We start from the raw sequence: 17215 nt of genomic DNA, 5'->3' as shown, positions 1-17215 counted from the left end.
TATCATAGGTCCATCAGAATGGACATAATATTATGTCTAACATCAAAGACTCTGAACTAACCACACCGAATTGGCGGACCCGATGGGCGCTGTGTCGCAACAGGGTTCTGGGCAGTCAGAGGTTCCAGAACTGGGCCGCAAAAACGCTGATTTTCCGGCGCATTGCGCGGCGTAAAGCGGCTGGGCAATTCCATCTGATTGCGGGCTTTGTCTATACACAGATAACCTATGTTTTCGTGCAATCGGGACTGATCGATTTCCTGAGGGAAGGGCCGAGGCAGTTTGATGATGTTGCTGAATTTCTCGGCTTTCAGAGAGAAGCTACGGACCGCATTCTGAAGGCTGGTGCCGCGCTTAAACTGTGCGAGTCGCCGCAATACGATTTGTGGCTTTTGGGAGAGGTAGGCGCGGCCCTTTCGGTGAACGAGGGAGCGATGGCGATGGTCCGGCATCACGCATTGCTTTATCGCGATATGGCCGATCCGATGGCCTTGCTCTCGCGGCAAGGCGGGGTGGATAGCGAACTGTCGCAGTTTTGGACCTATGCGCAGGATCGCGAAGGCGGCGCGACTCCCTATTCCGAACTAATGCAAGCAACGCAGCCCATGGTATGGGAGCAGATCATTGGGCGTTATTCCTTCAGGCAGCATAGAAAGATGCTAGATATCGGCGGCGGCTCAGGGGCTTTTGTCGAGGCAGTTGCCGGCACCGCTCCAAGAATCGAGCTCGGCATCTTTGATCTAGCCGATGTGGCCCATTTGGCGGAGGCGCGGTTTGCTAATACGCCGCTGGAGAAGCGTGTGACCATTCATAGCGGGAGCTTCCGCGCTGATCCGATCCCGCTGGGCTATGATCTCGTCACCCTTATCCGCATTTTGCATGACCATAACGATGATGTTGCCGCGCAGCTGCTCAAGGCGGTTTACGAGTCGCTCGCGGTGGGAGGACGATTGCTGATTGCCGAGCCGATGGCGGAGACTCGACTCGCTGAAGGCATGGGTGATGCCTATTTCGGGATGTATTTGTGGGCGATGGGCTCTGGTCGGCCGCGCTCATCCACAGAGAACCGGAAAATGTTGAAGAATGCAGGCTTTTCAGGGGTTAAAGCGATAAACACGCCTCTTCCGATCATCGCTCAGGCGCTTGTCGCGCACAAGTGACAGCCAAGGTGTCCAGTTTAGTTGACAATAGATAATGTTCCGGTAGTTTAACACTTGACGGAGTCCCTGTCATGAAACGGGGATCCAGAGAGGGACCTTTTGGAAACATCGGCCATCATTCTTGACGCACCTGAGCGTTTGGCGATGCGGGAAACCGTGCTGAACCCTATGGAAGCGGGCGATGTGCAGGTCGATATTCACTGGAGCGGAATTAGCACAGGTACGGAGAAGCTTCTTTGGACCGGCAAGATGCCGAACTTCCCCGGAATGGGATATCCGCTGGTGCCGGGCTATGAGTCAGTCGGTTGTGTGGTTGATGCTGGAGCCGAAGCTGAAGCACGCCTTGGCGAGTGGGTCTTTGTACCAGGCGCTAATTGCTACCGCGATGCCCGCGGTTTGTTTGGCGGCTCGGCGAAAACCGTTATTCTGCCGACAGCGAGAGCGCTTCCTGTATCGGAGCAGCTTGGCCGGGACGGTATTCTTTACGCGCTGGCGGCGACGGCGCTTCATGCCATTGCGCATGGTGATGCGCCGGAATTAATCGTGGGTCACGGTGTACTCGGCCGCTTGCTAGCCCGCTTGACCGTTGCAGCAGGCTCTAAGCCGCCCGTTGTGTGGGACACCAATTCCAGTCGCCAAACCGGCGGGCAGGGCTATTCGGTTGTCCATCCCGATGATGATGATCGCCATGACTACGCGAATATCTATGATGTTAGCGGCGATGCAGGTTCAATCGAGAGCTTCATTGCACGGCTGGCCAAAGGCGGCGAACTTGTTCTTGCGGGCTTTTACAATCAACCCATCAGCTTCGCTTTTCCTCCGGCCTTCCAGCGCGAGGCACGCATCCGGATTGCCGCTGAATGGCAGCCCGATGATCTTGCTTCGATCAATGCACTGATCGAAACGGGGGCGCTCGACCTTTCGGGCCTGATCACCAATGTCGAACCGGCGAATGATGCCGAGACGGCTTACCCTACAGCTTTTGATGATCCCGATTGCCTGAAAATGGTGCTCGATTGGAGAGAATGCGCATGAGCGTACTGGACGTCGATACACTTCGCAAAGAAGCAGCCCAAGAGCCTGATCCGGTCCATACTGGTGAGGTCAAATCAGAGACGCAAGTCATCGCGATTTACGGCAAAGGCGGTTCGGGCAAGAGCTTTGCACTTTCCAATCTCAGTTACATGATGGCGCAGCAAGGTAAGCGGGTCCTGCTGATTGGCTGCGATCCGAAATCGGACACAACCAGTTTACTGTTTGGCGGCAAATCATGCCCGACGATCATCGAGACATCGTCGAAGAAAAAGCTCGCTGGCGAGGAAGTGACTATCGAAGATGTCTGCTTCCAACGCGACGGTGTATTCGCGATGGAGCTCGGCGGTCCGGAAGTCGGTCGCGGGTGTGGCGGGCGCGGGATCATCCATGGATTTGAACTGCTTGAAAAACTTGGCTTCCACGAATGGGGCTTTGATTACGTTCTGCTAGATTTCTTGGGCGATGTTGTTTGCGGCGGGTTTGGTCTGCCGATTGCGCGCGACATGTGCCAGAAAGTTATCGTGGTCGGGTCGAACGATATGCAATCGCTCTACGTCGCTAACAACGTGTGCAAAGCGGTTGAATATTTCCGCAAGATGGGCGGCAATGTCGGCGTCGCCGGCATGATTATCAATAAAGATGACGGCACCGGCGAGGCGCAGGCATTTGCCGACGCCGTCGATATTCCGGTTCTCACAGCGATCCCGGCCAATGAGGATATTCGCCGCAAGTCAGCCAATTACCAGATCATCGGTATACCCGGCAGCGAGTGGGGCGGCTTGTTTGAAGAGCTGGCGACCAACGTCGCGGAAGCTCCACCGCAGCAGCCAAAGCCGCTCGAGCAAGATGGACTACTTGATCTGTTCTCCCCCGAAGAAACCGGCGGCAACATCGAGCTCGTCCCTGCGACACAGGCCGATATGCGCGGCGGCACGTTCGAAGAGAGGCCATCCCTTGAAATCATTTACGACGAGATTTGATGCATGAGTGATGCCTTCGCCCCGACGGCCAGACCGGCCAAACGTGCTCCGGACCGGATCGATCTCGCTCCGGCGCTGGAAGCCGAGAGCGCGGGCTGTCACGGCGGTGCAGAGACGATGCGTGAAGCCGCCAAGAAGGCGGGCAAAAGCGATATTCTCGATCAATATGAGAAAGATTATCCGGTCGGTCCGCACGATCAGCCGCAAAGCATGTGCCCGGCCTTCGGGTCGCTCCGTGTTGGCCTGCGCATGCGGCGCACTGCAACGATCTTGTCAGGCTCTGCCTGCTGTGTTTACGGTTTGACCTTCACGTCGCATTTCTACGGAGCGCGGCGTAGCGTCGGCTATGTTCCCTTTAGCAGCGAAACACTGGTTACCGGCAAGCTGTTCGAAGACATCAAGGAAGCCGTCGAACAGATGGCTGACCCTGAGAATTACGACACGATTGTCGTCACGAATCTCTGTGTTCCGACTGCGAGTGGTGTGCCGCTGCGGTTGCTGCCAGACGCGATCAATGGAGTCCGCATCGTCGGCATTGATGTGCCAGGTTTTGGGGTGCCGACGCATGCGGAAGCAAAAGACGTGCTTGCGGGCGCAATGCTTAAATATGCGCGCGACGAGGCGGAGCAAGGCCCCGTCGCAGCACCGAAAGAACGCGCTGACAAGCCGTCTGTAACGCTGCTGGGTGAAATGTTCCCGGCTGACCCGGTCGGCATCGGCCACATGCTTGCGCCGCTCGGTTTGGCGGCTGGACCGGTTGTGCCGACACGCGAGTGGCGCGACCTTTACACGGCTTTGGACGGTGCGGTGATCGCTGCGATCCATCCCTTCTACACCGCGAGCATTCGCGAGTTTGAAGCAGCGGGCCGCAAGGTTGTCGGGTCAGCTCCGGTTGGCCGCGACGGCACAGCCGCGTGGCTGCAAGCTATCGGTGAAGCCACGGGCGCGAGCGCTGCCCAAATCTCCGCCGCGCAGAATGCGATGCTGCCTGCGATTGATGGCGCGCTCAACGCCATGCCAATCAAGGGGCGGATTACTGTTTCGGGTTATGAGGGATCGGAGCTGCTGGTTGCTCGGCTGCTGATCGAAAGCGGAGCGGAAGTACCCTATGTCGGCACGGCGTGCCCGCGCACCAAATGGTCTGATCCAGACCGCGAATGGCTCGAGGCCGAGGGCGTGCGGGTCAATTATCGTGCAAGCCTAGAAGAAGACATCGCAGCGGTTGAGGAGTTTGGCCCCAATTTATCGATTGGCACCACGCCTGTCGTCCAGCACGCGAAAGCGAAAGCCATTCCGGCGCTGTACTTCACCAATCTCATTTCGGCCCGTCCGCTTATGGGGCCGGCAGGTGCGGGCAGCCTTGCCCAAGTCGTCAATGCGGCGATGGGTAACAAAGAACGCTTTGAACGCATGACTGAGTTTTTTGAAGGTGTGGGCGAAGGCTATGCCAGCGGTATCTGGACTGAAACGCCGGAAGACCGTCCAAAGTTTAAAAAGAAATACGCCGCCCAAAATGCCATGGCCGCGAAGGCGGCAGAGGCGGTAGGCTCGTGACGCTAATCCTCGATCACGACCGGGCTGGTGGCTATTGGGGGGCTGTCTACGCTTTCACTGCGATCAAGGGATTGCAGGTTATTATTGACGGCCCAGTCGGATGCGAAAACCTGCCGGTGACATCCGTACTTCATTACACCGATGGCCTTCCGCCGCATGAGCTGCCGATTGTCGTCACGGGTCTTGGCGAAGAGGAGCTGGGTAAAACTGGTACTGAAGGCGCGATGAAACGTGCTTGGCAATCGCTCGATCCGGATCTTCCGGCTGTTGTGGTAACAGGGTCTATCGCCGAGATGATCGGTGGCGGGGTTACACCTGAGGGGACGAATATCAAGCGCTTCCTCCCGCGCACTATCGATGAAGATCAATGGCAGTCGGAAGATCGTGCATTAACCTGGCTGTGGACCGAATTCGGCCCGAAGAAAATGCCGGAGCCAAAGAAACTGGCCGAAGGTGAAAAGCCGAAAGTCAATATCATTGGTCCATCCTACGGCATGTTCAATATGCCGTCCGATGTCGCGGAGATCCGCCGACTAATCGAAGGCATCGGCGCCGAAGTAAATATGGTTTTCCCGCTGGGCAGTCACCTTGCCGACATCCGTCAGCTAGCCAATGCGTCGGTCAATATCTGCATGTACCGCGAGTTCGGCCGCAATCTGTGCGAAAAGCTGGAGCGGCCTTATTTACAAGCACCTGTGGGACTGGATTCTACCACGAAATTCCTGCGCCAGTTGGGTGAAATGACGGGTATCGATCCGGAACCATTCATCACCAAGGAAAAGCACACCACAATCAAGCCGCTTTGGGATTTGTGGCGGTCGGTAACGCAAGATTTCTTTGGCACCGCCAATTTCGGGATCGTAGCGAACGAAACATACGCGCGCGGTATTCGCAATTTCCTCGAGAATGACATGGGTTTGCCGTGTTCGTTCTCTTTCAGCCGCAGTGCAGGCGTGAAGCCAGACAATCAAGCTGTCCGTGCCGCAATCTTCGAGAACCCGCCAATAGTGGTGTTCGGCAGTTACAATGAGCGGATGTATATGGCCGAGGCTGGAGCGCGCGGGATATTCATTCCGGCGTCATTCCCCGGTGCTGCCATTCGTCGCCATACCGGCACACCTTATATGGGCTATTCCGGCGCGACTTATCTGGTTCAGGAAGTGTGCAATGCGCTGTTCGACGCGCTGTTCCATATTCTGCCCCTATCGACCCAGATGGACGCCGGTGAGTCTACACCGGCGCGGTCTCATGCGCCGCTCGAATGGGATGTGGAAGCCAAAGAGAAACTGGATGCGATTGTCGAAGCGCAGCCGGTTCTGGTGCGCATTTCAGCCGCGAAAAACCTGCGCGATGCGGCCGAGCGTCATGCCCGGCTGGCGGGTGAGAAACATGTCTCTGCTGACCGATTGGCAGCAGCACTTCTTGATGGAGCGAACGCATGATGCACCGCTCAATATATTTGCCGGATCTATATCTGGCATCCGCAACTCGCCCGGTTGTTTCAACCGATCGAGCAATACCCGTGGGAGGCGCCTCTGGCGGCTTGCAGGGGGCTAAACTGGAGAAGGAAATATGAGTGAAGATAACGACCGCTTCGGTCCGGGGGCATATTTGACCCCAGAAGAAGCCAAGGAGTTTCACAAGATATTTGTGAGCAGCTTCATCGGCTTCACCATCATCGCGATCATCGCGCATGTGTTGGTGTGGATGTGGCGTCCCTGGTTCCCAGGGGTCAACGGCTATGCGGCTTTGGATGATGGAATCCGGGTTGCTCAAGCCACTTTGATGCCACTGTTAGGATAGGAGAACGACTATGTGGAGACTATGGTTAATTTTCGACCCACGTCGGACGCTGGTCGCTCTCGCGATCTTCCTGTTCGTACTCGCACTGCTGATCCATTTCATCCTGTTGAGCACTGATCGCTTCAACTGGATCGAAGGACCAGGTGCAGACCCGGCTGTGGCTTCTGTCACCGTCGAACAGTCAGAACGACTAACCTGACCCCGGCCCTTTGGAGGACACGGCGTTCCGGCGTCGTGCCTCCCGCAGGGACGCCGGTTTCAGTAATGTGTAAACGTCCGCCTGCGCCGCAGGTGGCAAGGATGAGCGCGCAGGGGAAATGCCATGTCGCTGTTAAGTTTCGAGCGAAAATATCGGGTCAGGGGCGGTACCCTGATTGGAGGCGATCTGTTCGATTTTTGGATCGGGCCTTTCTATGTCGGGTTTTTCGGGGTTGTTTCGGCAATATCCGCAATACTCGGGACGGCGCTGATATTCTACGCGGCCTCGCAGGGGCCAACGTGGAATCCCTGGCTCATTTCGATCAATCCGCCGGACATTGCCTATGGGCTGGGGTTCGCCCCGCTCAACGAAGGTGGTTTCTGGCAGATTATTACCATCTGCGCGATCGTGGCCTTCAGTTCATGGGCGCTGCGAGAGGTGGAAATCTGCCGCAAGCTGGGGATGGGCTATCATGTCCCGATAGCTTTTGGCGTCGCAATTTTCGCCTATGTAACCTTGGTCGTCATCCGGCCGTTCTTTATGGGCGCTTGGGGACACGGCTTCCCTTACGGGATATTCAGTCACCTCGATTGGGTGTCGAACACCGGCTATCAATATGTAAACTTCCATTACAACCCCGCTCATATGATCGCAGTGTCGTTCTTCTTCGTGACGACATTTGCGCTGGCTCTGCACGGGGCATTAATCCTGTCAGCGGTGAACCCGAAAAAGGGGCAGGAAGTCAAAACGCCCGAATATGAAGACACGTTTTTCCGTGATTTCATCGGTTATTCCGTGGGCACTATCGGCATCCACCGTTTGGGGCTGTTCCTCGCATTGAATGCCGGTTTCTGGAGTGCAGTGTGCATCTTCATCGCCGGGCCGCTTTATGCTGAAGGCTGGCCGGAATGGTGGGAATGGTGGCGCAACATGCCGATCTGGTCGTGAGGGGGAATAGATAATGGCACGCTATCAAAACATATTCACGCAAGTCCAGCTTGCTCACGCGCCTGAAATGGGAATCCCTCTTCCGCCGGAAGAGCAGGGTGACCGGACCAAGGATACTGCGTTTAGCTATTGGATGGGCAAATTCGGTCAGGCACAAATCGGGCCGATATATCTCGGCTGGCTCGGCATCGCGTCGCTCCTGTTCGGCTTCCTTGCGATCGAGATCATCGGGCTCAACATGCTCGCATCGGTTAATTGGGACCCGATCGAATTCGTTCGTCAATTTTTCTGGCTTGGCCTTGCGCCTCCAGGGCCTGAATACGGTTTCAGTCCATTTGTGCCGCTCAACGATGGTGGCTGGTGGATACTTGCGGGTTTCTTCCTGACGCTATCGATATTGTTATGGTGGGTGCGGACCTATCGCCGAGCCCGCGCGCTTGGCATGGGCACGCATGTAGCTTGGGCATTTATGAGCGCAATCTGGCTTTATCTGGTGCTCGGATTTATTCGCCCGATGTTCATGGGATCATGGGCCGAGGCGGTGCCGTTTGGCATCTTCCCGCATCTCGAGTGGACGAACAATTTCTCGCTGCTTTACGGAAACCTGTTCTACAATCCGTTCCATGCTCTTTCGATTGTGTTCCTGTATGGCTCGGCTTTGCTATTCGCCATGCATGGCGCAACTATCCTTGCAGTTGGCCGTTACGGCGGCGAGCGCGAGCTTGAACAGATTACTGATCGCGGTACTGCGTCAGAGCGTGCGGCATTATTCTGGCGCTGGACCATGGGCTTCAATGCGACGATGGAGTCGATCCACCGTTGGGCGTGGTGGTTCGCTGTATTGTGTACCTTCACTGGCGGTATTGGTATCCTGCTGACTGGGACAGTGGTCGACAATTGGTACCTGTGGGCGATTGAGCACCACTATGCCCCTGAATATTGATCGCCCCTTGCGCGCGCCGGCAGTTTCCGCGGAATATTGATTTGGGGAATTCTAGGCAGCGTATTATCTTCGATTATCAAGCATGTGAAAGGCAATTGTCATGGTAAAGCCGTACCGATCAATTTCTGCAATTTCAGCTTTGGCACTCGCACTGGCTGCTTGTGGTGGAGAACCCGAAGCCGTCGCCGATGCCGACAAAGATATGCAACTCGCTGAAGACGCAGGTGACGGGACAGTAGCAGACGAAATGAATTCCGGTGCCCCCGAGATTCAAGAAGGGGGTGGCCGTGCAGCGGGTGAGGCCGATAACCCCAACGAGCCAGTAATACCGGAAGATGTCGAGCCATCCGATACTGATCCGGCCGAGGTGCGCTGATTCTGCCTTAAGTGGCAGGCATAGCTTAAGATTAAATTCGGTGAGCCGAGTACCGGTGTTTTTGCTCGGCTTGCCAAGCACTTTCTGTTAGGGGCAGATCATGGACTTGGTCGCTGATTTTCTGTCTCGCTTAGTTACACAATTCCAGTCTCCGGCATTGGCGTTCTTGATTGGCGGGATGGCGTTGGCCGCGTTTCGCAGTCAACTCGAAATACCTGACGCGATCTACAAATTTGCTGTGTTCATGCTGTTGATGCGGATCGGCATCGAAGGCGGGCTGGAAATTCGCGATGCCAGCTTTGCAGAAATGCTGTTGCCGGCACTGGTGACAATAGCGCTCGGGTGTCTAATTGTTCTTTTGGGCCGGTTCACGCTGGCTTATTTGCCTGGCGTCAAAATGGAGGACGCCATTGCTACCGCCGGTCTGTTCGGTGCCGTTAGCGCGTCGACACTGGCGGCAGCCATGGTCATTCTGGAAGAGGAAGATATTTTCTATGAGGCCTGGGTGCCCGCGCTTTATCCGTTCATGGACATTCCTGCATTGGTTCTGGCCATCGTCCTCGCCAACCTCCATCTGGCCAAGCAAGATGGTGCATCCGGTAATGGTCCGAAAATATGGTCGATCATCAAAGACAGCCTGCGCGGCTCGGCCTTATCGGCGCTGATATTGGGTTTGGCGCTGGGGCTCCTAACTCGGCCTGAGCAAGTTTTCGAGGGCTTTTACGATCCGCTATTTCGCGGCTTGCTGTCTATCCTCATGCTCATCATGGGAATGGAAGCCTATCAGCGGTTGAATGAACTTCGCAAAGTAGCGCATTGGTATGCGGTTTACGCTTTTGCCGCACCGCTGACGCATGGTTTAATCGCATTCGGATTGGGGTATCTACTGCACGTCACGACTGGTTTTAGCCCAGGCGGTGTTGTGCTCCTGTCGGTGCTAGCCGGATCAAGCTCGGACATTTCCGGACCGCCGACATTGAGAGCGGCAATCCCAACGGCAAATCCGTCCTCTTATATCGGTTCCTCGACAAGTATCGGCACACCGGTGGCTATCGCGATTGGAATACCTCTCTATTTGGCGCTTGCGCAGATGGTATTCTGACGCTGAACAGCCGTAAGCCTCTCCTTAGTGGTGAAACTTGTGCGGCCTCAGAATATCGACCTCTTCCAGATAGGTGATACCCGAATAATTCTGGAAGTACCGCTCTGCTACGGCATCTGCGATTTTTTCTGCCATTGCCAATTCGCTAACAATCACCTCGACCTTGATGTTGCGAAAAGCATCGACAATCGATGCACCGCTTGCTGATCGAACGCCGCGGCTACCACGTCCGCCGGCGGCAACGACAGTGTAGCCAGTGCCGCCCATTTCTTCGATTATATCGGCAACGCCGTCAAAGATCACCTTCTCCGTGATGATGACGACCTTGGTCGCTTTATAGGTCATAAAATGATCTCCCGGCTCTTTTCATGCAAAGCGTACAAGGGTTTCGAACCGGAGCAAAAGACTTTCGTGACAATGCGTGGGCGTCGAACCTGTAATCTGGATCGCTGGTTAATTCTGATCGCGTGAGCGAAGCATTTCACGCCGATGAAGGTCATAAAGGTGAACCGGAAACGCGGCCATCAATGGTACCGAGATGTAGATCCAGCCTAACCCGGTCAGGGCCGCCCTTAACGCAATCATCATCAAAATAGCAGGAACGAGCGCGGGTAGAATATCCGCCCAACCACTGCCGCGCCATTTGAGCCAGATTGCCTCCATTACCAGAACGGCCAACACCACATCGACCGCGCGTCCGCTGGAGAAAAATTCCTCCACCTCCTGCGCTCAGCCGAAAGGGCCGTTGAGTTGGATGACTTGATAATTCAGTGCGCCCGCGATGGTTACCCAGATCAGATACGGTAGCAGCAGTAGCGAAGCCACTTTCGAGAAGCGGCCACAAAAAAGGATCAAGATCGCAATCGAAAGCCAAAGAACGATCAGCTCGTAAAACGCCCAATCGGGGCGCTGCATCCGGAAGAACAGGAAGCTCCAAAGCAAGTTCAGAAAGCCGTTAAACGCAAACATGCCGAGCATGATTTCGGTATGCCTCCGGCTGGGTGCCTTCTCCCATGCAAAGACACCTGCAATGGCGATTAATGCGAATACGGCTGTCCAGATAATGCCGAACATATAGCTGGGCGGGGCCCAGCTCGGTTGCGTCAGGCTATAATACCATTCGTCCAGAACGGTGATGGTTTCACCAACAAAGGCAGTGACCAGCACCAGCAGGGCGGCGATCGTAATCGGAAGTAGGGAAGCGCGGCTCATGCTTTGGCAGGTCTCAGCCCAAGAAGATGCGCGGTGTCTTTAATGAAAATTCGAATATGTGCCATCGGGTCCCGCCTGACCAATTCCTTGTTCATATAGGCTTCCCACGTCAAGCGTTGGACGTCGGGATCATCGCACATTTTCACAAAGCGTTCGCGGCGTTTGTCGCTGCTGTACCAGAAATACTGCATCACGCCGAGAATCCAGAACACGCGGCCATGCGCTTTCATAAAGGCCTTGCGCGCGCCTCTCAGTGCTTTGGCATTACCGGTGACTAAGAATTGGTTGACCGCATCGGCACTCATCCGGCCGGCATACATCGCATAGTAAATGCCTTCGCCAGATGATGGTGCGACAACACCGGCGGCGTCTCCTGCAACGAGCACATTGCGGCCATTGTCCCACCGTTTGAGCGGTTTCAGCGGAATGGGCGCGCCTTCCTTGCGGATGGTTTCCCATTTGGAGAATCCGGTTTGCTCTCGCATTAACTTGGTGGTTTCACGCAGCGGGAAGCCCTTGTTGGCACTGCCAAGGCCGATGCTGGCAGTTTTACCATGCGGGAAAACCCAAGCGTAGAAGTCGGGCGATAGATGGCCCTGATAATAGACGTCGCAGCGGTCGGGCTCATAGTCTGCCGTATTATCTTCTGGCACCTTCACAATCTCGTGATAGGCAAAGACGCATTTTACATTCTCGCCATTGGGAATGCATTGCTGGGCAACGCGGGAGCGCGCTCCATCAGCGCCAATCACGCAGCGCGCGGTTACGGTTGTCAGTTTCGCGTTGCGATCAGTTCGATAGGCGACAGTCGCTAAACCATCGGGCCGGTCCAGCACATCTTCGCATTTGCCGGTTACGCGCGTTGCCCCTGCTTCGCTGGCGCGGGTGCGCAGCCATTCGTCAAATTGGTCACGATCAACCATACCGACATAACCATCACCGCAGGGCATATTCACCTTGGTGTTGGAGGGCGCAATAATCCGCGCCGACTTGGCATGCGCCACCAGCAGGCTTTCGGGAATGTCGAAGTCTTTAAGCAGGCGAGGAGGTACTGCGCCGCCGCATGGTTTGATCCGCCCTGCTTTGTCGAGTAGCATAACCTTGTGACCCTGCATTGTCAGATCGTGTGCAGCGGTTGCACCGGAAGGACCCCCGCCCACGACCACTACGTCGAAGTCTGGCTCTGTGCTCATGCGGTTAGTCCCTCTTTTTGCTCGCCCGATGGCCGAATCAGCGTGGTGCCAGTGGCGACCAGTGCCGCAGCCACGAACAGTAATGCCTCAATCGAGAATACGATCTGGAATGCTGTAGCGTCCTGACCGGTAGAGGCGCGCAATTGATCAACCAGCACTGCTCCGGTCAGGCCGCCTAGGCCAAAGGCAATTGCTTGCGATGCGCCCCACACGCCCATGCGCGCGCCTTCTCCCGATCGACGCCCTTTGCTGGCGAGGCCAAGCATCGCGCCCACGGCCGCTACCGCGAAAATTCCATTGGCGAGGCCGAGGCCGAACACATTGGCTTTCAGTGGCCAACTGACGCCCTGCGTCGCTGCGAAAGACAATCCGCCGAGCATGACGGCAGAGCCAACGCAGCCGATCACGATCCATAGTTTGAGGTTTTGACCAAAGCATTTTGTATAAAGGCTGCCGCCTACGCCTGACGCCAACATACCGACTAGGATCCCGCTGTGTTGAAGGCTGGATAGCTGCGTGGATTCACCGGGTGTCATTTCGAAAAGAAAACCTGCGAAAGGCTCCATAATCAGATCCTGCATTGAGTATGCGAGCATCGAAATGAACACGAAAAATGTAAAACGCCGCGCTTCTTTCTCTTGCCAAATCTCGCGCAAGGCTTCGGGGAAGCTTTGCGTTTTTTCAGATCCGTTCGCCTGGATAATCGGAGGGTTCTTTGCCTCAAGATTGCGCAGTGCCAGCATTGCCAAACAAAACGCAACAAGCACGACTATGCTAGTCACAATGGCCAAGCGCGGCTCGCTAAATGGATCGAGGAATGCGCCGGATAAGCCCGCTGCGATCACAATTCCCGCGATCATCATCGTCCAACTGATTGCAGCGGCGGCGGGCTTGCGCTCTGCCGTCACGCGCGAGGCAAGTAATGCGAGAAGGGCGGTGCCCGACATGCCCACACCAAAACCAATCATGGTGAAGCTTGCGATAGCGAGTATCACTGCTCCAAGGTCTGGCTTTGCCATCCAGATTGTCGCGTCAACAGCCAGTACCGACCCGAAGGCAAGGATGCACATACCGCCGACGATCCAAGGGGTGCGGCTGCGCGATTGGTCCGACTTGTGGCCCCATAAGGGGCGCGTGAGCTGCACCGCATAATGCCAAGCCACGAGTGCGGCCGGGACGGCTGCAGCGACCGAATACTCCACTACCATCACGCGGTTTAGCAGCGATGTCGCGAGCATGACCATAGCGCCGATTGCGGCCTGAACTGTGCCGACGCGAATTATGCCGAACCACCCCAAGCCCTCTTGGCTAATGTCCGATCGCCGTGAAAGTGCTGTCACAAATAGCCTCCCAACCCCAATGCAGAGGCAAGCATGCCCAGCACATAAAGCAAGACGCCGGTGGCGTTGTACCAAGGCGCATATTGTTTCGGATCGCGTATTAACCGGACCATGCAAGCGACTTGTATGAACAGCAAAACCGAAACGATTGCCGCAGACAGAGCGAGTTGCTGTTGGATAAGCAGCGCGATCACCGCAACTTGCGACAGGGCCATCACCGCGCAGGCCGTCAGCGCCGCGTTGCGCACACCCATTATGACGGGAAGCGATCGCAGACCGGTAGCGGTATCACCTTCGACCGCTTTGAAATCATTGAGAGTCATGATGCCGTGCGCGCCCAGACTATACAGCAATAGCACCGCGAGTAGATCTGTTCCGGGCACGGCGCCCAGCATCACGGTGGCGCCAGTAAACCATGAAAGACCCTCATAGCTCAGGGCGCACGCAGCGGGCCCCCACCATCCACTACGCTTTAAACGCAAAGGCGGCGAGCTGTACGCCCAGCCGAAGAACAGCGCGACGCAGGTGGCGATAAATACCCAAGTGCCGAGTAAGGCTCCGACCACCAAGGATATGCCGGTACCAGTCAGCGCAATCCAAACGCCCCAACGCCCCGGTGTACGGCCGGAGGGAATAGGGCGGTCGGGTTCATTAATGGCGTCGACCTCGCGATCACACCAATCGTTGATGACTTGGCTCGTGCCGCACACGATCGGTCCAGTCAGGAGAATTCCTGCAAGCAGAAAGGTCCAGTTATCGGCAATTGAAACACCCGACGACACTACGCCGCACATGAAGGCCCACATGGGCGGGAACCATGTTACAGGCTTCGTCAGTTCGACAATATCCTTCAGCGCGGGAATGCGCGGAGACGTTGCTGGAATTGACGAGTCTGTCATGGGCAGAGGCTATGCCTCATCCCCCCAAGTGTCAAATGTTTTGGACAGTTCTATTGGGTAAGATTTCTATACGGCTTCCGCTAGTTTTTATCCCGCAAATTACCCAGTCCGTGCCGGTGTAATTTCGAGTACAGGCTCTGGCGGCTCAGGCCCAAAATCTCCGCTGCTGAAGCGCGGTTGTCAGACGTGTGGATCAGCGCCGCTTCAATACACATCCGTTCGATCAGATCGCTGCTCTCGCGAACGATTTCCTTGAGCGGTTTGCGCCCGACCAACTCGGTCAGCTGATCGACAGAGCGGAGTTCTTCGCCCGGGGTTGGAAGGTCGCGTTCACGCCGGCCTATAGTGCGAACTGAATAGCCAAATAGAGGCTGGTCACGCTCGATCATGATTGCCGATATCTCGACCGGTTCTTCGCTTCCGTTCAGATCGTTGACCACAGAGCTGAAATTCCGAACATTCTCGTGGTCTTTGAGCTGTTTACGCAAAAGGTTCAGATCGACATCAGGGCGTCCGATAAATTGGTTCAGTGAAACTCCGACCAATTGCTCCACAGAGCCCACTTGTACCAGCTCAGCAAACGCGCGGTTGGCAACGATGATTTCTTGATTGGCATTGGCCAGCACAAACGCGTCCGGCATTTTCTCGACTGCATCAAGAATGTAACGGTCCGATTGATTGCTGGGCACGTTGTGCTCGCCATCGTCGATATTGATCAGCCAATATGGCTTCCCAGCCTGACGGAACGCCGACATCGATAACCGCACTGGTTCTGCCTGTCCGGAAAGCACAACATCAACTGCTTCGGTTGTATTGCTGACGGATGCGGCTCCTATGTGCGCAACCAGAGAATCTCTCGAACCGTCATCGACAAGGCTGGTCAGGGCTTTCCCGTCCAAGCTTCCCGGCGATGCACTGATTAATGCATGCAGCGCGCGATTGGCCTGCTGGATTTGCAGGTTATCAGCGTCAACGATAACCACAGGATATGAAATGTTGTCGAACAACAGCCGATAGCGCGTTTCGGTCTGACGCAAATTCAGATAGTCGCGCTCCATCGATTGCTGCGTTTTCAACAAGCGCTGCTGCAGCGCCGACACAACGCGCATGTCACGCCCGACAGCGATGGTCCAAGGCCCATCAGCTGGTCTAATCGCGCGATATTTGATTGGAATATCGTCACCATCATGGCGGTGATTGACCTGCCGCCAAGTGGCGTCGATACCTTGGCGTGTGTCGAGCATCCGTTCGATTTTCGGCTTACTTTCGACGGTTACGATATCGACAAATTTCTTGCCAATCCATTCATTCGCAAGCGCATACTCTTTGGTGTTAATCGCAACATCGCGGACGATACTGCTTTCATCAATCGCAAGCATAAAATCGCCAGCGCAATAGGCGAGCTCGATAAAATCATCTTTGCTGAAGCCTGCGAACATCGCTTCGGCATCATTAAAGGGTATCCGTGGGTTCTCGGATGTGGGCTGGTCCATCGTTGCTGCAGACCTTATGTCAGTTGCTGTGGACGGGAAGTCAGCAGTGGGACGAGCGCGTTGGCAACTTCAATTGCAGATGGCGCGTCAACGGCGGTCGCATCTGCACCACATAGCCCGGCCAAATCCGGATTCTCGTTGACGAGACGGCCGCCGATCATAACGTAAATTCCCGAGTTTCTTGATACACCCCTGATCGTCGAGATCAGGCCGGCGAGCTGTCCACTAGGGTAGTCGTTACTGAGCGTCAATCCAACCAGATCGTAATGCCTGTTGGCAAACTTGGCAGTCAGTTCGGACTGCGACGGTTCGATCAAGACGTCAGCGTCCCAGCCAGCGCGCAAGAAACATTCGGCGACCATAAGAGTGCCCAGACTGTGCTGTTCGCCTGGCATTGTAGAGAACAACGCAGAGCGCGATCCTTGGCCCGCCACTGCAGGCGGGGGGACACGCAAAGCCAATTCCCGTAAGACCTCCTGTATCCGCCAAAGTCCCATTGTGACGTCCACGAAATCTTCCGAGTCATCTTCCCAGAACTCGCCCAGTCTCCGTGCAGAGGGGGCCAGCAAATCGACATAAATTGACTCGACCGAACTACCCGTTGCGAGGCAATTGTCGATGAAATCGAGCAGCGCGCTTGCATCGCCTGTGAGAGTTAGCCCAGTAAATGTGACGACATCGTGCCGATTAATCGGGCGTTTGCGATTGCTGCCAACAGTTTCGGCTAAGCCTTGTTTGCTCAGGCGAATATTTGGATTGCCGCGATCTGCTATCAGTTTCGGGATTACGACATTTTCAAGCAACAGGGACAAATTAGCGGAACCGCGCGGATCATCAATGATTGAGCATGGGAGCCTTTTATCACGCGCTTTATCTTCTGAGATCAGCCCATCCAGTTGAGTGTCATCGTCCTTGCGGCCCTGACGCCACTCATCGAACCTCGACCGAAGTACTGATAATCCGAAATCTGAAGCCATA

General features: G+C 55.6%; 19 protein-coding genes. 11 read left to right on the top strand and 8 right to left on the bottom strand.

From position 1 onward, the window contains the following. The first annotated feature begins 32 nt into the window (after nucleotides 1-32). The 11 genes from GRI35_RS12685 to GRI35_RS12635 all read left to right on the top strand — a co-directional run bounded on the left by GRI35_RS12685 (nucleotide 33) and on the right by GRI35_RS12635 (nucleotide 10100). On the top strand, nucleotides 33-1160 hold the full coding sequence (locus GRI35_RS12685) for a methyltransferase (RefSeq protein ID WP_160614493.1): 1128 nt from the start codon (nucleotides 33-35) through the stop codon (nucleotides 1158-1160). A 99-nt stretch (nucleotides 1161-1259) separates the two neighbouring features. After that, on the top strand, nucleotides 1260-2195 hold the full coding sequence (bchC, locus tag GRI35_RS12680; RefSeq protein WP_160614492.1) for a chlorophyll synthesis pathway protein BchC: 936 nt from the start codon (nucleotides 1260-1262) through the stop codon (nucleotides 2193-2195). Then, on the top strand, nucleotides 2186-3175 hold the full coding sequence (locus GRI35_RS12675; protein ID WP_407985105.1) for a chlorophyllide a reductase iron protein subunit X: 990 nt from the start codon (nucleotides 2186-2188) through the stop codon (nucleotides 3173-3175). The genes bchC and GRI35_RS12675 overlap by 10 nt, the downstream gene beginning before the upstream one ends. 3 nt (nucleotides 3176-3178) lie before the next feature. Further along, a complete protein-coding gene (gene bchY, locus GRI35_RS12670; protein ID WP_160614490.1) occupies nucleotides 3179-4729 on the top strand; it encodes a chlorophyllide a reductase subunit Y in 1551 nt (516 codons plus the stop codon). Next, nucleotides 4726-6171 (top strand): chlorophyllide a reductase subunit Z, encoded by a 1446-nt coding sequence (bchZ, locus tag GRI35_RS12665; RefSeq protein WP_160614489.1) that lies wholly within the window; start codon nucleotides 4726-4728, stop codon nucleotides 6169-6171. Before bchY ends, bchZ begins: the two co-directional genes overlap by 4 nt. Nucleotides 6172-6301: 130 nt before the next feature. Beyond that, nucleotides 6302-6532 (top strand): light-harvesting antenna LH1, beta subunit, encoded by a 231-nt coding sequence (gene pufB / locus GRI35_RS12660; RefSeq protein ID WP_160614488.1) that lies wholly within the window; start codon nucleotides 6302-6304, stop codon nucleotides 6530-6532. 10 nt (nucleotides 6533-6542) lie between these two features. After that, nucleotides 6543-6731, top strand: a complete 189-nt coding sequence (pufA, locus tag GRI35_RS12655) for a light-harvesting antenna LH1, alpha subunit (RefSeq protein ID WP_160614487.1) — start codon at nucleotides 6543-6545, stop codon at nucleotides 6729-6731. A 123-nt stretch (nucleotides 6732-6854) separates the two neighbouring features. Beyond that, nucleotides 6855-7679 carry a photosynthetic reaction center subunit L gene (pufL, locus tag GRI35_RS12650; RefSeq protein WP_160614486.1) on the top strand — a complete coding sequence of 275 codons (825 nt, stop codon included), beginning with the start codon at nucleotides 6855-6857 and terminating at the stop codon, nucleotides 7677-7679. Nucleotides 7680-7692: 13 nt separating this feature from the next. Then, on the top strand, nucleotides 7693-8622 hold the full coding sequence (gene pufM / locus GRI35_RS12645; protein WP_160614485.1) for a photosynthetic reaction center subunit M: 930 nt from the start codon (nucleotides 7693-7695) through the stop codon (nucleotides 8620-8622). A gap of 100 nt (nucleotides 8623-8722) precedes the next feature. Then, nucleotides 8723-8998 carry a hypothetical protein gene (locus GRI35_RS12640; protein WP_160614484.1) on the top strand — a complete coding sequence of 92 codons (276 nt, stop codon included), beginning with the start codon at nucleotides 8723-8725 and terminating at the stop codon, nucleotides 8996-8998. A 100-nt stretch (nucleotides 8999-9098) separates the two neighbouring features. Further along, nucleotides 9099-10100 (top strand): sodium-dependent bicarbonate transport family permease, encoded by a 1002-nt coding sequence (locus GRI35_RS12635; protein ID WP_160614483.1) that lies wholly within the window; start codon nucleotides 9099-9101, stop codon nucleotides 10098-10100. A gap of 24 nt (nucleotides 10101-10124) precedes the next feature. Here the strand turns inward: GRI35_RS12635 and GRI35_RS12630 are convergent, their stop codons facing one another. The 8 genes from GRI35_RS12630 to GRI35_RS12595 all read right to left on the bottom strand — a co-directional run bounded on the left by GRI35_RS12630 (nucleotide 10125) and on the right by GRI35_RS12595 (nucleotide 17214). Continuing rightward, a complete protein-coding gene (locus GRI35_RS12630) occupies nucleotides 10125-10445 on the bottom strand; it encodes a P-II family nitrogen regulator (protein ID WP_160614482.1) in 321 nt (106 codons plus the stop codon). 108 nt (nucleotides 10446-10553) lie between these two features. After that, nucleotides 10554-10820 carry a hypothetical protein gene (locus GRI35_RS12625; protein ID WP_160614481.1) on the bottom strand — a complete coding sequence of 89 codons (267 nt, stop codon included), beginning with the start codon at nucleotides 10818-10820 and terminating at the stop codon, nucleotides 10554-10556. Nucleotides 10821-10829: 9 nt separating this feature from the next. Further along, nucleotides 10830-11312, bottom strand: a complete 483-nt coding sequence (locus GRI35_RS12620; RefSeq protein WP_160614480.1) for a TspO/MBR family protein — start codon at nucleotides 11310-11312, stop codon at nucleotides 10830-10832. Continuing rightward, nucleotides 11309-12505, bottom strand: a complete 1197-nt coding sequence (locus tag GRI35_RS12615; protein ID WP_160614479.1) for a geranylgeranyl diphosphate reductase — start codon at nucleotides 12503-12505, stop codon at nucleotides 11309-11311. Before GRI35_RS12615 ends, GRI35_RS12620 begins: the two co-directional genes overlap by 4 nt. Next, entirely contained in the window at nucleotides 12502-13845 is a 1344-nt protein-coding gene (locus tag GRI35_RS12610; protein ID WP_290258143.1) for a BCD family MFS transporter, read from the bottom strand. Before GRI35_RS12610 ends, GRI35_RS12615 begins: the two co-directional genes overlap by 4 nt. Beyond that, the gene (gene chlG, locus GRI35_RS12605) at nucleotides 13842-14744 is read right to left on the bottom strand and encodes a chlorophyll synthase ChlG (RefSeq protein ID WP_160614478.1); all 903 of its coding nucleotides are present in this window, start codon (nucleotides 14742-14744) and stop codon (nucleotides 13842-13844) included. The genes GRI35_RS12610 and chlG overlap by 4 nt, the downstream gene beginning before the upstream one ends. Nucleotides 14745-14824: 80 nt before the next feature. Further along, nucleotides 14825-16237 carry a transcriptional regulator PpsR gene (gene ppsR, locus GRI35_RS12600; protein WP_160614477.1) on the bottom strand — a complete coding sequence of 471 codons (1413 nt, stop codon included), beginning with the start codon at nucleotides 16235-16237 and terminating at the stop codon, nucleotides 14825-14827. 14 nt (nucleotides 16238-16251) lie between these two features. Then, nucleotides 16252-17214: a cobalamin B12-binding domain-containing protein gene (locus tag GRI35_RS12595; protein WP_160614476.1), complete on the bottom strand. Its 963-nt coding sequence runs from the start codon at nucleotides 17212-17214 to the stop codon at nucleotides 16252-16254. Between the last annotated feature and the right edge of the window lies 1 nt (nucleotide 17215).

Origin of the sequence: Pontixanthobacter aestiaquae (assembly GCF_009827455.1) — a bacterium.
In the GTDB taxonomy this organism is placed as follows: Bacteria; Pseudomonadota; Alphaproteobacteria; order Sphingomonadales; family Sphingomonadaceae; genus Pontixanthobacter; species Pontixanthobacter aestiaquae.
This window is presented reverse-complemented; position numbering and strand designations above follow the sequence as displayed.

Bases quoted from the DNA above. Each gene is read 5' to 3' on its own strand.
- bchY (WP_160614490.1), top strand. From the start codon at position 3,179: ATGAGTGATGCCTTCGCCCCGACGGCCAGACCGGCCAAACGTGCTCCG.
- GRI35_RS12630 (WP_160614482.1), bottom strand. From the start codon at position 10,445: ATGACCTATAAAGCGACCAAGGTCGTCATCATCACGGAGAAGGTGATC.
- chlG (WP_160614478.1), bottom strand. From the start codon at position 14,744: ATGACAGACTCGTCAATTCCAGCAACGTCTCCGCGCATTCCCGCGCTG.
- GRI35_RS12595 (WP_160614476.1), bottom strand. From the start codon at position 17,214: ATGGCTTCAGATTTCGGATTATCAGTACTTCGGTCGAGGTTCGATGAG.
- pufM (WP_160614485.1), top strand. From the start codon at position 7,693: ATGGCACGCTATCAAAACATATTCACGCAAGTCCAGCTTGCTCACGCG.
- GRI35_RS12620 (WP_160614480.1), bottom strand. From the start codon at position 11,312: ATGAGCCGCGCTTCCCTACTTCCGATTACGATCGCCGCCCTGCTGGTG.
- GRI35_RS12685 (WP_160614493.1), top strand. From the start codon at position 33: ATGTCTAACATCAAAGACTCTGAACTAACCACACCGAATTGGCGGACC.
- pufL (WP_160614486.1), top strand. From the start codon at position 6,855: ATGTCGCTGTTAAGTTTCGAGCGAAAATATCGGGTCAGGGGCGGTACC.
- GRI35_RS12640 (WP_160614484.1), top strand. From the start codon at position 8,723: ATGGTAAAGCCGTACCGATCAATTTCTGCAATTTCAGCTTTGGCACTC.
- pufA (WP_160614487.1), top strand. From the start codon at position 6,543: ATGTGGAGACTATGGTTAATTTTCGACCCACGTCGGACGCTGGTCGCT.
- GRI35_RS12675 (WP_407985105.1), top strand. From the start codon at position 2,186: ATGCGCATGAGCGTACTGGACGTCGATACACTTCGCAAAGAAGCAGCC.
- ppsR (WP_160614477.1), bottom strand. From the start codon at position 16,237: ATGGACCAGCCCACATCCGAGAACCCACGGATACCCTTTAATGATGCC.
- GRI35_RS12615 (WP_160614479.1), bottom strand. From the start codon at position 12,505: ATGAGCACAGAGCCAGACTTCGACGTAGTGGTCGTGGGCGGGGGTCCT.
- GRI35_RS12635 (WP_160614483.1), top strand. From the start codon at position 9,099: ATGGACTTGGTCGCTGATTTTCTGTCTCGCTTAGTTACACAATTCCAG.
- pufB (WP_160614488.1), top strand. From the start codon at position 6,302: ATGAGTGAAGATAACGACCGCTTCGGTCCGGGGGCATATTTGACCCCA.